The organism is Vibrio sp. FF266 (genome assembly GCF_041439695.1).
GTDB lineage: Bacteria > Pseudomonadota > Gammaproteobacteria > Enterobacterales > Vibrionaceae > Vibrio > Vibrio tasmaniensis_A.
Window position 1 is genome coordinate 124413 of the sequence record NZ_JBGOOO010000003.1, and the last position, 13720, is coordinate 138132.

A 13720-nucleotide genomic window follows, 5' to 3' on the forward strand; every position below is an offset into this window, starting at 1 on the left:
GATTTCCTAACCTTCGCCAAGGCCAGAAGCGATAGCTTTGCCAATAGACTCAAGTGCTTGAGCTGCATCTTCACCTTCAGCAACAAACTGAAGCTGATGGCCGTGTTTAACGCCAAGCGCGATTACTTTCATCAAGCTCTTCGCGTTCACTTCTTTTCCATCGCCATCTAGGTTTGATACGCGGATAGTTGATTCGAACTTCTTCGCTTCAGCGACTAGCATTGCGCCCGGACGAGCGTGTAGGCCGTGTGCATTTTTGATTTTGAATACCGCGCAGTTGTCGTCGTCTTGAGAAGCTGTAGAAACCGCTTCACCTTTTAGAAGGCCAATCACTTGTGCTGCGTCAGCGGTTAACAGTTGTTGCTGTTTACCTTCGAAAACCATCTTGCTTAGGTTTGCCAGAATAGATTGGTGAGCGCTGTTACAAGCAGCAAATGCCACCAATGCTTTAACTGGTGTGCCTTCGTATTCGCAATCGTTCGCTGTTGAAACGAAAGATACGCCAGTGCGAGTTACGCCTTTATCGCTGCCCAACAACCACAAGCCTTGGCCTAGGTGAGTCGGTGTTTTTGTTACTAAGTCAGCAACGAATGCATTGTCTGTGCAACCTGTGTTCTTAAGTAGGCCGCCCGCAACTGCCGACATTTGAATCATGTCGCTTGCAGGGAACAGCAGCTGAACTAAATAAGCGTCTAGGTCTGCTTCTAGCTGAACTTCGCCATTAAGTAGGGCGATGATTTCGTCTTCTGATTTTGCTTGCTTTAATTTCTCTTCAACACCGTCTGCCGCTAGCACTTTGGTCAGTTGCTTAAGAATGCCTAAGTGCTCATCAGATTTAGCTGCAATACCAATCGCAACGTAAACACGGTTTCCGTCTGCCCAATCAATACCTTCAGGGAAGTGGTGTACCGCAACGCCTGTCTCTTTCACTAGGCCACGAGTGTCAGTCGTTCCATGAGGAATCGCGATACCGTTGCCAAGGAACGTAGAGTTCTGGTTTTCACGGTTCAGCATTCCTTCAACGTAGCCAGAGTCAACTAAGCCTTTGGCTGTTAGGTCGCCTGCAATATTTTGGATTGCTTGGAACTTATCATTGGCCGTTTGGCCTAGAGTGATGTCAGATTTTGATAATTTAAGCATGGTGCCTCTTTAGCGTATCGCTTGAGAATTTGTGTGTCGTTACGATTCCAACTAGAGCAAGAATTAGTGAACTTTACTCTTTGCTTTGCTCTTTGTTTTATCTGAGCTGAATCGGTTCAGCATTCAGTGTAAAAAAATTCAGCAAAGCCAATTTCGATTTTCAAAATAGTTTTGCTGCGTGTCGTTAATTCGGTTTGATTCGTGGATAGCGAAAAGCTAAATAACGAAAGCTTATTAACAACAAATGACGCTCAATTCATTCAAAAGGATGATTGAAGTCACTTTTCAGATTTTGCTGAATCCTTTCAGCTTTTATACTGAATCGATTCAGCATATAATTCAACTAATCCAGGGATCAGATCATTCGTTATATGATCCTACGCACAAAATACAGGTCACTCATATGACACTTGATGAAATCGCTAAGTTGGCTGGAGTATCGAAAACCACAGCCAGTTATGTCATCAACGGCAAGGCGCAGAAATACAGAATCAGTGAAAAGACTCAACAGAAAGTCATGGCGGTTGTAGAAGAATATAATTACCGTCCAGACCACGCCGCTTCGTCGTTGCGCGCTGGTAATAGCCGTTCATTTGGTTTGATTATTCCGGATCTGGAAAACAGCAGTTACGCGCGTTTGGCAAAATTGATAGAGCAGAATTCACGCAAAGTGGGCTACCAGATATTGATTGGTTGTTCTGATGATGATGCTGAAACAGAACGAAAAGTGGCTGAAGCTTTGGTAAGTCGTCGTATTGATGCCTTGCTGGTTGCGAGCTCAATGCCAGACGCCAACGAGTTCTACTTAAAGTTGCAAAACTCAGGAACGCCTGTGATCGCAATTGACCGTCCGTTAGATGATGAGCACTTTGCTTGCGTACTCAGTGAAGATTTCGAAGCCGCATTTGAACTGACGCATTCGATTCTCGATGACAATATTCATAGTGTTGGTTTGATAGGCGCACTTCCTGATCTAAATATCTCACGCGAACGTCACCTAGGTTTTGAAGCTGCGAATAAAGCACATACTCAACAAACAGGGCTCGCAGAAAACAAGCCGATGGTTGTGGGTTATGGTGAGCACTTTGATAGGGAATCTGGGCGAGAGGTTTTTGAGGGTTGGATTGCAAAAGGCACGGTTCCTGATGCGATTGTGACTATGTCTTACACCTTGTTAGAGGGTGTGTTGGATGTAATGGTTGAAAAACCAGAGCTGATTAATCAAGTAAAACTGGCAACCTTTGGTGATAACCGACTGCTCGACTTCTTGCCTTTTAAAGTCCATTCACTGCCGCAGCAGTTTGAAGTAATTGCCGACAGCGCTTTTGCTTTGGCGTTAAATGCATCCGCTAAGCGTTACCAAGCGGGTATTGAACTCGTGCCGAGAAGTTTAGTGAGACGAGGCTAATTCCAGTTAGTTTAAACAAGCTAGGTTAGACTTGGACACTTAGCTCGAACTTGGAGTTAACTCGAACTTGGACACTTAACTTGAATTAAGTAATAAGCCCAACTCTACAATGGCAACAATGCCGAGCAACAAAGCCAACACCTTCCAAAACTGGATTGGATTTCGGTTTATCAAAGGTTGCTTGGCTTTGCTTTTCACCAAACTTTGGTTTGGCGTGTAAAGGTCTGCCACAAAATCCCCCAACACTTGATGACGCTCGCTCGGCGATTCGGCGCAGGCTTTTTGTAACACCAAATCCACCCAGCTTGGTAAGTCAGTTCGTTTTTGAGTGATGGGTTGGTATTCCCACTGATGATGACGAGATTGCTTAAGTGATTGTGCGGTCATTTCAGAGTAGGGCAATTCACCGGTTAGCATCTCATAGCCGATCACAGCGATAGAGAACAAATCTGAGCTGGTGGTCGCGGTGTTATGTTTGATGGTCTCGGGTGCAATGTAATTGACCGCACCTAATGGAGTGTCGTCTTTGTCTGCGAGCTCTCCCTCTTCAAGTCCTCTGACTAATACAGCGCCAAGGTCGATGATTTTTATCTCACCATCATGTTGAAGCATAATGTTCTCGGGCTTTAAATCTCGGTGCACCATGTCTGCGCGTTGTAATACTCGAATACCTTGCGTGATTTTTTCTAGTATGTCGCGTACTTCATTGAGTGACGGTTTTGGATTGTCGTACATCCATTGTCTTAGCGTGATGCCTTCAACCCATTCGCAGATTTGATATAAGAATTGCGAGTTCTCTGGCGTTGGGTAGACCTTCATTACTTTCTTATTGTTCAGTAAGATCCCCGCCCATTGTTCATTAAAGAAGGCTCTCAGTTGCGACGGGCTATCGTGGTATTGAACGGAAGGGACTTTTAGCACGAACTCGGTTTGTGTCTCTTTCTGCATCACACGATACACATGGCTTCTAGAGCCTGCATACAACACCTCAAGTACCATAAAGTTGTCGATACTTTGCCCGAGCTTTAAAGCGGGTGGGATAGCACGTTTAGCCAGTTTTTCATGGAACTCGATGAGCGAAGGTGTAGGTAGGTGACTGACCTGCACAATCAAGCAGCTCACGTTGTCTGAACTGTTGTGGCTTAAAGCGGTGTTACAGATCGTTTGTGCGGCGTATTCGAAATCCGCTCCAGGTCTATTGATGTGTTCTTTGAAAGTATTGGGAGCAACAAATTCATGCACGCCGTCAGAAGTCAGGATAAAGCAGTCGTCTTTCTTGATAGGCAGGGTTTGGTAGTCAACGTTGAGTTGATTATCCATCCCCAAAGCTCGCGTTAGGTAATGCTTCTGCCCCATAGTTTTACGTGTATGGTCACGGGTTAGTTGGCGTAATTCTCCATCTCTTAGTAAGTAAATACGACTGTCACCGACATGGAATATATGTGCGGTGTTCGATTTCAATATCACGCTGCTAAAGGTGGAAACGAGCGCATTGTGGTTAACTTGTTGTGCGGGATGAATATTAGAAACAGACGTGTTGAACAGCCAAGAGTTGAGGGACGTTAAGACCTTTTGAGCCGAGCGCTGAATGCTCCAGCTATTTGGCGTGGCGTAGTAGTCATCAATAAACTGCATCACGCTGGTGTGACTGGCTTTCTGGCCGTGTTCACTGCAACTTGCGCCATCGGCTATACAAGCAACACTGCCTTTTAGCTCTTGCTCTGCACGAGTCTTCGGGTGTTTTACAATGATGGCGTCTTGGTTTTCGTCACGTACGCCTTTATTCGAATAACCACCAAACTTGAGTGTGAGCCGATTGCTTGATTCCGGTGTGACGACTTGCCCTTGGCTGAATGAAATTGTCATAACTGGTCTTCTTTTAACTGTTCTTCTTCCCGCTTCCTTGACAGAACATCCTAGGAAGAACAAAAGCTCTAGTGAACGTAGAGCCTCTGAACGAAGCACCAAAGCGGTAATACCAACCTTGGTGCTTCTCCCTATTCAATGAGTGGTTAGCTCGAGACGTTGATCAAGGTCACGCTACCATCGTCGTTTACTTCAGCAATTTGGCCATTAGGCTCTTCCATGAACATCAGAGTAACGAAGCCTAATACCGCTGTTCCTGCAATCACTAAGAAGAACGTTTGGTAGCTCACGAATGACAACACAGTTAGGTAAACTACCGCACCCACGTTGCCGTAAGCACCCGTCATACCTGCAATTTGACCTGTCATACGGCGCTTGATTAGAGGAACCGTTGCGAATACCGCACCTTCACCCGCTTGCACGAAGAAAGAACACGCCATCGCCGCGACAACTGCTAACCATACAGGCCATGTGCTGTCTACTTGACCCATTGCAAAGTAACCCACAGCAAGACCAATCGTTAGAATAAGCAGTGTTGGTTTACGACCGAATTTATCTGAAATCCAACCACCACCTGGGCGAGACATTAGGTTCATAAAGGCATAAGCCGATGCAACCATACCCGCAAGAACCGGCGTTAATTCAAAGGTTTCAGAGAAGAACAGTGGCAGCATAGAAACAACAGCCAGTTCAGAACCAAATGTCGCGAAATACAACACGTTCAACACAGCAACTTGCTTGAATTTGTATCTGTGAATTTCTGGTACTTCTTCTTTGAATACGTTCTTATTTACCTTCCAAACTTGCGACACTTCGTACACGTAAAGTGCGGCTAAACCTGCGTAAACCGAGTTAACCGCCATGTCAGACAACATGTTGATGTTGTTTGGTGATAGCTTCCATGTCAGTAGCGCTAAAGCGGCGTACATCGGGACCTTCATAATGAGTAGGAAGAAAAAGTCACCCTTGGATGTCACTTCCATTGCCGTTACTTGAGCAGGCTTGAAGTAAGTCGATCCTTTTGGTGTATCCGTTACATTTTTGTAGAAGATAAACGAGAACGCTAAGCTCATAAGGCCAGTAATACCGACCGCATAACGCCAACCATCGTCACTACCAAATGCTAAAGCCAGAGTTGGAAGCGTGAATGCTGCCGCTGCTGAACCGAAGTTACCCCAGCCGCCGTAAATACCTTCAGCTGTACCCAGTTCATTATGTGGGAACCACTCAGACACAAGGCGAATACCGACAACGAAGCCTGCACCGATGAAGCCTAATAGGAAACGAGCAATCGCCGCTTGAATGAAAGAGTCTGCCATAGCAAACATAAAACAAGGGATTGAGCAGATCGCGAGTAGCGAAGAGTAGACCAACCTAGGGCCGTATCGGTCGGTTAACATACCAATCGCGACACGCGCAGGAATGGTCAATGCAACGTTGAGAATAAGGAGTGTTTTGATCTCTTCAGTAGAAAGGCCAAGCGAGGTTTTCACCATTTGCAGTAGTGGGGCAAAGTTGAACCACACGACAAAGGTGATAAAAAAGGCCATCCAACTTAGGTGTAAGGTTTTCATCTTACCCGTAAATGAAAGCAGCGAAAATTTTGTGTTATCCATGGTTTAAATCCTTTAAATCTGGAAGATTACCCGGCTTTAGCTTGTGCGTTACTTCCGAGATTCGAACGCATTAATGTGGCTAAACCCTGTGCCGAAATTGCTCACGCTGATAAAGCGTTTACATGATGATGTCGGCGTTTAGTTAACTGGCAATAGCAAGCGGTGCGAGAACCTGAACCTGCTCTCCTTGCTTGCGAACTTCAAATTTCACGAGCTTGAGTTCAGGTTGTTCAAGGCACGTGCCAGTTTCTAAGTGGTAATGCTGCTTGTATAAGGGTGAGGCGACGTAAGGCTCACCGCTTAATGAACCAATGATACCACGTGACATCACATTCGCCTTGCCAACAGGATCGTAATTAGAGAGCCCATAAAGCGTGTCACTGCGCTTGCAGTAAAAAATAGCCACTTGGTTATCGTCTACTTTGGCACAAATACCCCCGTTTGGGGTTAGGTCGCGGGTGCTGCATACGGTTGTCCAATTTTCCATGACTTTCTCCTAGTCAAAACATAAAACTAATAATCAATTCAATTAGGGTGATAGCCGACAGCAGTTTTCTTGGGCTGCGCCACTGTCGACTATCGATATTGGGTTTAGTTGTTAGTGATTCACTCACCAGCAATTCGGCTTACGAAACTTCCGTTACTTCGATTTGGTCAGCCTTGGTGAGCATTTCATCGCGTTGTGAATCTGAAGAAGAGCTCAAGCTCGGCTTAGGAAAACGCTGCTCTCGTTCTTTGATGAATGACAGGCTAGTGTCCATTTCTTCGCTGTTGATGTAGTGCTGGAAACGCTTCATTTTTTCAGGGTTTTCGATGGTGGTTTTCCATTCACACTGGTATTTTTCGATGTTGAGGGCGATGTCAGCTTCAAGTTCTTCAGCAACGTTGAGCTTGTCTTCAATCACGACTTGCTTGAGGTATTCAATGCCGCCTTCAAGGTTCTCCATCCATACTGATGTGCGTTGTAGGCGATCTGCGGTTCGTGTGTAGAACATCAGAATGCGGTCGATGTATTGCAGCAGGGTGGTTTCATCAAGGTCGGTAGCGAAAAGGTCACCATGGCGAGGGCGCATACCGCCGTTACCACAGATGTAGAGGTTCCAACCTTTGTCGGTGGCGATAATGCCAAAGTCTTTTGATTGGGCTTCTGCACATTCACGAGTACAGCCAGAAACCGCAAACTTGATCTTGTGTGGTGAGCGTAAGCCTTTGTAGCGGTTCTCTAGTCGAATCGCTAAGCCAACACTGTCGTCGACACCGTATCGACACCAAGTGCTACCGACACACGATTTCACGGTACGAACCGATTTACCGTAGGCATGGCCAGTTTCAAAACCAGCATCGATTAGTTTTTTCCAGATGATTGGCAGTTCGTTAAGTTGCGCGCCAAACAAGTCGACACGTTGACCACCGGTGATCTTGGTATAAAGGTCGAACTCTTTAGCGACTTCACCAAGCACGATCAGTCTATCGGGTGTGATTTCACCGCCAGCAATACGCGGAACCACAGAGTAGGTGCCGTCTTTCTGCATGTTGCCGAGGTAAATGTCGTTGGTGTCTTGCAGTTCGATGTGTTGATCTTCGAGGATGTAATCGTTCCAGTACGAAGCCAAAATTGAACCGACTGCTGGCTTACACACGGTACAGCCCAATCCGTTTCCGTGAGAATCTAACAATTCATCAAATGTCTTAATTTTGTTGACGCGAATGATGTCAGTGAGCTCTTGGCGAGAATAAGTAAAGTGCTCACAGATATCATTAGATACCTCGACACCCAAGTTACTCAGCTCACTATCGAGAACCTGTTTCGCAAGGGCAGAACAACCGCCACAACCTGTCGAAGCGTTGGTGGTCTCTTTTAATGCAGCCATAGTGGTGCAGCCAGCAGAAACTGCATCTTTGATATCGCCTTTGGTCACATCAAAACATGAGCAGATCACAGCGCTATCGGGCAGAGCTTCAACACCCATTGCCGAACCTGAATCATCTGCCACATTAGGTAGAATCAGTACTGATGGGTTTTCAGGAAGAGGCATGTCATTTTGCTTGATTTGCAGTAGCGAACCGTAAGCTTCGGCGTCACCGACTAAAACAGCACCGACAATCTTCTTGCCATCAGCCGATATGATCAGGCGTTTGTAAACCTGTTCGATTTCATCGTTATAGGTATACGATTGAGCGCCTTCCGTCTTGCCGTGTACTTCGCCAATACTGGCTACATCAACACCAAGCAGTTTGAGCTTGGTACTCATGTCGGCACCAGTAAACGAAGTATCGCTCGTTCCACCGGAGACGATATGCGAAGCCGCGACTTTCGCCATTGAATAACCGGGTGCCACTAAGCCGAAGATCTTGTTGTCCCAAAGCGCACATTCACCAATCGCATACACGTTGTCGATGTTGGTTTGGCAGTGATCATTAATCACGATGCCACCACGTTCACCAATGGCAATGCCAGAGCTGCGAGCTAGGGCATCTTGAGGGCGAATACCCGCAGAGAACACGATCATATCGGTTTCAAGATGGGTGCCGTCTGCAAAGTTCATTCTGTAGCGAGCGTTCTCACCCGCGACTATCTCAGAGGTTGCTTTCTCGGTATGAACTTGCACACCAAGGTCTTCAATTTTTCTGCGCAGTAGGGCACCGCCACCGTCATCTAATTGAACGGCCATCAGGCGAGGTGCAAATTCAACGACATGTGTTTCCAAACCAAGGTTTTTGACTGCGTTTGCCGCTTCTAAGCCAAGCAGACCACCACCAATAACCACGCCAGATTTACTGCCTTTGCTAGATAGTTCAATGGCGTCTAGATCTTCGATAGTGCGATAAACGTGGCAGTGTTCTTGGTCGTTACCGGGAATAGGAGGAACAAAAGGGAATGAACCGGTCGCCAGAATCAAGGTGTCATAACTCTCGGTATGTCCCGACTCAGTCACAACGCACTTATTTTCAGTGTCCAGTTGAGCGACTCTCGCGTTGAGAAGGTAATTGACGCCATTGCTTTGGTAATACTCTTCGCTGGTTAATGCCAAATCATCAGCATTTCCGCGCTTGAAGTAAGCCGTCAACTGAACTCGGTCGTATGCCAGCCTTGGCTCTTCACTAAAAGTAATTACATCAAACTCATCACTGTCTGATTGCAGGATGTTGTCGATAAATTTGTGTCCAACCATGCCGTTACCAACAACGACGATTTTCTTCTTGCTCATAATCCATTCCTTATTCTCGGCGTCACCATCACTAGCATCTAATTTCTAGTCGTTAGCAGATGAATACCGGGTTGAGATTCCACTCAATTCATAATCATCAAGAAAAACAAAAATGTTTTTTCTAAGTCTTGGTTTTTAGTGGAGCAAGGAGGGTGCCAGATTGCGAGTTGTTCATTCAAATAAAATTTAATCTATATATTTCAGTAATTTAAAAATTACAGGTGGCACGTAATTACCCCTAAAGTAGTATGTAAGATTTTTGTTAGATTTATATAAATGAGCATTTGTGGTGCAACTTTATGCAAGATGGTGCAAAAATTAAGTTTCTATCTTGGCTAAGTTCGATTTTGTTCAGCGTTGATATTTTAAATTTCATTAAGTTGTTGTTTTTAAATAGTAATATTTCAATTTGGTCGGCTGGTGTTAAGTGGCGTGCTATTTGCTTGGTTTCAGTTATTACAATTATGGATAATTGAGCGAGAAACGGATGACCGATTCAAACAGCGGCTGGATAAAATCAACCTGTGCTTATTGTGGTGTAGGGTGTGGAATAGAAGCGAGACCGACATCGTTAGGAAAACTAGAAGTGCGTGGTGATAAAGATCATCCATCAAACTATGGAAAGCTATGCACTAAAGGGATTGCGCTCGGCGACACCGTCACGCCTTTAGGACGCCTAACACAGCCTGCTCATATTCAGAATGAGCAAAAACAAGAGCTGGACTGGAACAGTGCCACTCAGTTGGTCGCAGACAAATTCAATCAAACCATCGAAGAATTTGGGGCCGATTCGGTTGCGTTCTATGTGTCTGGTCAGCTGCTTACCGAAGACTATTACGTTGCCAATAAACTGATGAAAGGCTTCATCGGTAGCGGCAACATCGACAGTAATTCTAGGCTGTGTATGGCTTCAACCGTGGTCGGGCATAAGCGAGCATTTGGCGCAGACACAGTACCGGTTTGTTATGAAGATCTTGAGCAAGCCGAGCTGGTTGTGATTACAGGCTCCAACCTAGCATGGTGTCACCCGGTACTTTTCCAAAGGTTAAGAGCCGCGAAACAAGCCAACCCTGCATTGAAAGTCATTGTCATCGACCCGCGTTATACCGACACCTGTGAAATCGCAGACATTCACTTGGCATTGGAATCCGGCTCAGACGTGGCGTTGTTCAATGGTTTATTGGGCTATCTCGACGATAACGACAAGCTAGATTCAGACTACATAGAAAATCACACCCAAGGCTTTACTGAAGCCATTCGAGCTGCGACTCGTTATCGTTATACCGAATCAAGTAAGTGCGACAAAAGCGTTCCTGAGCTAACAGGGCTTACTGAACAGCAACTCGAACAGTTCTACAAGTTATTTGCTTCGAACGAGAAAGTGCTCACCATCTATTCCCAAGGCGTAAACCAATCGACACAAGGGTGTGACAAGGTGAATGCCATTATTAACTGTCATTTAGCGACCGGGAAAATCGGCAAGCCGGGCATGGGGCCATTCTCTGTAACGGGCCAGCCAAACGCGATGGGCGGGCGTGAAGTAGGCGGCTTAGCCAATACCTTAGCCGCGCACTTTGAATTTGGTGACCCGCAATCACACCAAACCGTCAGCGAATTCTGGCAAACCGACAGCTTAGCCACACATGCGGGTTTAAAAGCAATTGACCTGTTTGATGCCATGAATGAAGGAAAAATCAAAGCCGTGTGGATCATGGCGACCAACCCAGTCGTGAGTTTGCCTGACAGTGAGAAAATCAAAGCGGCATTAGAGAAGTGCCCATTTGTGGTGGTATCTGACTGTATTGCCGATACTGAAACCACTCGCTTGGCCGATGTGGTGCTGCCAGCACAAGGGTGGAGCGAGAAGTCGGGCACCGTGACCAACTCTGAACGCCGAATCTCACGCCAACGCCGCGTGTTACCAAGCCCAGGGGAAGCCAAACCCGATTGGTGGATTCTAAAAGAAGTCGCACAAAAAATGGGATTCAAAGAGCAATTCGAGTTCCGCCACGAAGGTGAGATCTTCAAAGAGTATTGCGAGATGACAGCGCTCGGCAATGAAACAGGTAAAGCGCGTGACTTATGTTTAATTGGACTCACGCAACTGGATGAGAAGGGTTATGGCGCACTCACACCACAACAATGGCCAGTGCTAGAGTATCAACCAGAGATCATAGAGCAGCGTATGTTCACCACTGGCGAGTTCTTTACTGAATCAGGCAAAGCGCAGTTTATTGCAGTTGAACACGACAAACCGATTGCCGACACCAGCCTTGAATTTCCCCTTATCATGAACACAGGTCGAATCCGAGACCAATGGCACACCATGAGCCGAACGGGCTTGGCTGCAGGTTTAGGTGAACACACACCAGAACCCTTTGTCGCCATGCATCCAGATACGGTTGCAGCACTTGGTTTAGAAGAGTTCGGCTTAGATGAATTTGGGCTAGATGCCTTCAACCACGCCACTATTAACCCAGTGGTGAAAGTGCGCAGCGCACAAGGGGAGTGCCAAGCCCGCTTAGTGGTGACCAAAGAGATGCGCCGTGAACAAGTTTTCATGCCTATCCACTGGAACGCACCGACCGCCAAAGACAGCAAGCCGTGTGACTTGATCTTGCCGCATACCGATGCAGCCTCTGGTCAGCCAGAATTCAAACACACACCTGTTGTGGTAGAGCCATGTGGTTATCGCAGTGAAGCGGCACTGGTCAGCGACAAGGTGATGGATTGCAGTGGCTTTGATTATTGGGTACGCCAAAGAGTGGAGGGCGGTTTTCTGTATCGCATCTCATCATCTAAGAACCCAATGGAGTTGGTGATTCAACTTGCCAACACACTCGATGCCTTACCAGAACCGAATGCAGAGGCGATTAAATCACTCCATTACCACGGCAATAAATCATTCAAGAACTATGGTTCTGCCAAGCTGGGTCAATCTGGCGTAAAGCAAGCCTTTGTGGTGAACAGTAAGCTCGACCATCAAAGCATCGACTGGCTGGTGGAGTGCCTAACCCGAAAAGCCGATGAAGAGTTTGAAGCCGAGTTTTTGAGTACCATGGCGAGGTAGCTGACTACCTCTAACCTATTAATACCTTAAGCTAAGCGCCGACAATTACGTCGGCGTTTTTGTTTGAGAAGACAATGTCCGCACCAGCAGTTTGGGGCACTAGTTAAGTGAGCACAATGACTAACGAGGTCAGCAATTACGACAAGAAAAGACGAATCAAACATGCTCCTGAATTCAAAGACGAAGCGCTTAAGTTAGCAGATAAAGTCGGTGTCGCTGCTACACGACAGTTATCGTTATATGAACCATAAAACCTATGGATGACGTAATGCCGTCAAAAAGATGCGAAAATCAGCGACAGAGAAAAAAATTCGCAATTGAAAATGCCAAACTTAAACAATCGGTTGTCTTTTTAGAATGTTAAATCGTATCAGGTCGATTCGACTAAACAAGGAAACCAAGTGCTATAACAGGATGAAACCTATGTTGAGGGTTGATTTGATTGGATAAATTGAACAAGTTTTCTTTTTAGTTGTTGATGTTCTGTTTGAGCCATGTATATGAATTGGTTGCTATGGCCTTTCTCTGATTTTATATATTGTTCAAAGTTTACTGGGACTCCTGCAACCGACAGCTCTAAGTGTAAGTGAGGTCCAGTTGTTCTACCTGAATTACCAGTCAAACCGATTATCTGACCTTTTGTTATAAAATCTCCAGTCAAAACATGTCTTTCTGAGAGGTGCAGGTAGCGTGCGTAGTTTCCATCAGTATGCTTTATGGTTAGGTAATTTCCGGCAAAACGGTTATAGCGAGACTTCAAAACAACGCCATCTGACAGTGAACGAATTTTTGTACCAATAGGGGTCGCGTAATCTGTTCCGAAATGTGGTGAAATACGGTTGGTTATTGGGTGTTTTCTGTTTAAATCGAACGGTGAACTCACTCGAAAATGCAGAGGAAGAGGAAATACATAGTCATTGTTTAATTTATAGCCATTTTCATTGTAGATATTATCATCAGCCCCTCTCATTGCGAAAAATTCTATATCACTACCTGAATAGTAAAAAGCACTGACATATTCGTGGTTGGTTCCGTTGTTTCGGGTTTTTATTGAGAATTTATCACCGTTATTAACTGATTTGATAATGTCAAAATTGTCTCCTAATAAACTCAATAGTGATTTTAATTCGTTATTCGTCAAACCAGAAGACAGTACAGAACTGATAAAAGTATATTTAACTACACCTGAAACCATTTCAGATGTAGGAGCAGGTGTTATGGTCGGACGGTTTTCGGAACTAGTTACGTTAGGAATTTGTTTTTTATTAATATTTGAATGGCTTACAACTATAAATATCGCGAGAGGGATGATGATAAAAATCATCAGATAGCCGGATTTTAAGGCATTTAGACTTAAATGGTGCTCTCTTTTAAAGTACATAATCTATCAATCAAATTCAGTTAATGGGTC

8 protein-coding genes and 1 pseudogene are annotated in these 13720 nt (G+C 45.5%); 3 read left to right on the forward strand and 6 right to left on the reverse strand.

Annotated elements, in window-relative coordinates; all coding sequences use genetic code 11:
• Window positions 1-6: 6 nt before the first annotated feature.
• Complete coding sequence (gene fruB / locus ACED59_RS03935; protein WP_017096323.1) at window positions 7-1140, reverse strand: fused PTS fructose transporter subunit IIA/HPr protein; 1134 nt, start codon at window positions 1138-1140, stop codon at window positions 7-9.
• A 403-nt stretch (window positions 1141-1543) separates the two neighbouring features.
• Between fruB and cra the strand changes: the two genes are divergently transcribed.
• Window positions 1544-2548, forward strand: a complete 1005-nt coding sequence (gene cra, locus ACED59_RS03940; RefSeq protein ID WP_009844886.1) for a catabolite repressor/activator — start codon at window positions 1544-1546, stop codon at window positions 2546-2548.
• A gap of 75 nt (window positions 2549-2623) precedes the next feature.
• Here cra and ACED59_RS03945 read toward each other — a convergent pair whose 3' ends face one another.
• From ACED59_RS03945 to nirB, 4 genes are all read right to left on the reverse strand, one after another.
• Window positions 2624-4414, reverse strand: a complete 1791-nt coding sequence (locus ACED59_RS03945) for a bifunctional protein-serine/threonine kinase/phosphatase (protein WP_029223721.1) — start codon at window positions 4412-4414, stop codon at window positions 2624-2626.
• Window positions 4415-4560: 146 nt separating this feature from the next.
• Complete coding sequence (locus ACED59_RS03950) at window positions 4561-6030, reverse strand: NarK family nitrate/nitrite MFS transporter (protein ID WP_017096321.1); 1470 nt, start codon at window positions 6028-6030, stop codon at window positions 4561-4563.
• A 142-nt stretch (window positions 6031-6172) separates the two neighbouring features.
• Window positions 6173-6517: a nitrite reductase small subunit NirD gene (gene nirD / locus ACED59_RS03955; RefSeq protein ID WP_017096320.1), complete on the reverse strand. Its 345-nt coding sequence runs from the start codon at window positions 6515-6517 to the stop codon at window positions 6173-6175.
• Between the two features lie 139 nt (window positions 6518-6656).
• Complete coding sequence (nirB, locus tag ACED59_RS03960) at window positions 6657-9239, reverse strand: nitrite reductase large subunit NirB (RefSeq protein ID WP_017096319.1); 2583 nt, start codon at window positions 9237-9239, stop codon at window positions 6657-6659.
• Window positions 9240-9711: 472 nt separating this feature from the next.
• Between nirB and ACED59_RS03965 the strand changes: the two genes are divergently transcribed.
• Both ACED59_RS03965 and ACED59_RS03970 read left to right on the forward strand, forming a co-directional pair.
• A complete protein-coding gene (locus ACED59_RS03965; RefSeq protein WP_371704913.1) occupies window positions 9712-12309 on the forward strand; it encodes a molybdopterin oxidoreductase family protein in 2598 nt (865 codons plus the stop codon).
• Window positions 12310-12425: 116 nt separating this feature from the next.
• Window positions 12426-12554: pseudogene (locus tag ACED59_RS03970) on the forward strand (IS3 family transposase); the annotation flags it as partial.
• Window positions 12555-12730: 176 nt separating this feature from the next.
• Here the strand turns inward: ACED59_RS03970 and ACED59_RS03975 are convergent.
• Complete coding sequence (locus ACED59_RS03975) at window positions 12731-13690, reverse strand: peptidoglycan DD-metalloendopeptidase family protein (RefSeq protein ID WP_017098433.1); 960 nt, start codon at window positions 13688-13690, stop codon at window positions 12731-12733.
• Between the last annotated feature and the right edge of the window lie 30 nt (window positions 13691-13720).

What these genes read in the sequence shown, in the direction of transcription:
- fruB (WP_017096323.1), bottom strand. Translation starts at nt 1,140, where the DNA reads ATGCTTAAATTATCAAAATCTGACATCACTCTAGGCCAAACGGCCAAT.
- cra (WP_009844886.1), top strand. Translation starts at nt 1,544, where the DNA reads ATGACACTTGATGAAATCGCTAAGTTGGCTGGAGTATCGAAAACCACA.
- ACED59_RS03945 (WP_029223721.1), bottom strand. Translation starts at nt 4,414, where the DNA reads ATGACAATTTCATTCAGCCAAGGGCAAGTCGTCACACCGGAATCAAGC.
- ACED59_RS03950 (WP_017096321.1), bottom strand. Translation starts at nt 6,030, where the DNA reads ATGGATAACACAAAATTTTCGCTGCTTTCATTTACGGGTAAGATGAAA.
- nirD (WP_017096320.1), bottom strand. Translation starts at nt 6,517, where the DNA reads ATGGAAAATTGGACAACCGTATGCAGCACCCGCGACCTAACCCCAAAC.
- nirB (WP_017096319.1), bottom strand. Translation starts at nt 9,239, where the DNA reads ATGAGCAAGAAGAAAATCGTCGTTGTTGGTAACGGCATGGTTGGACAC.
- ACED59_RS03975 (WP_017098433.1), bottom strand. Translation starts at nt 13,690, where the DNA reads ATGTACTTTAAAAGAGAGCACCATTTAAGTCTAAATGCCTTAAAATCC.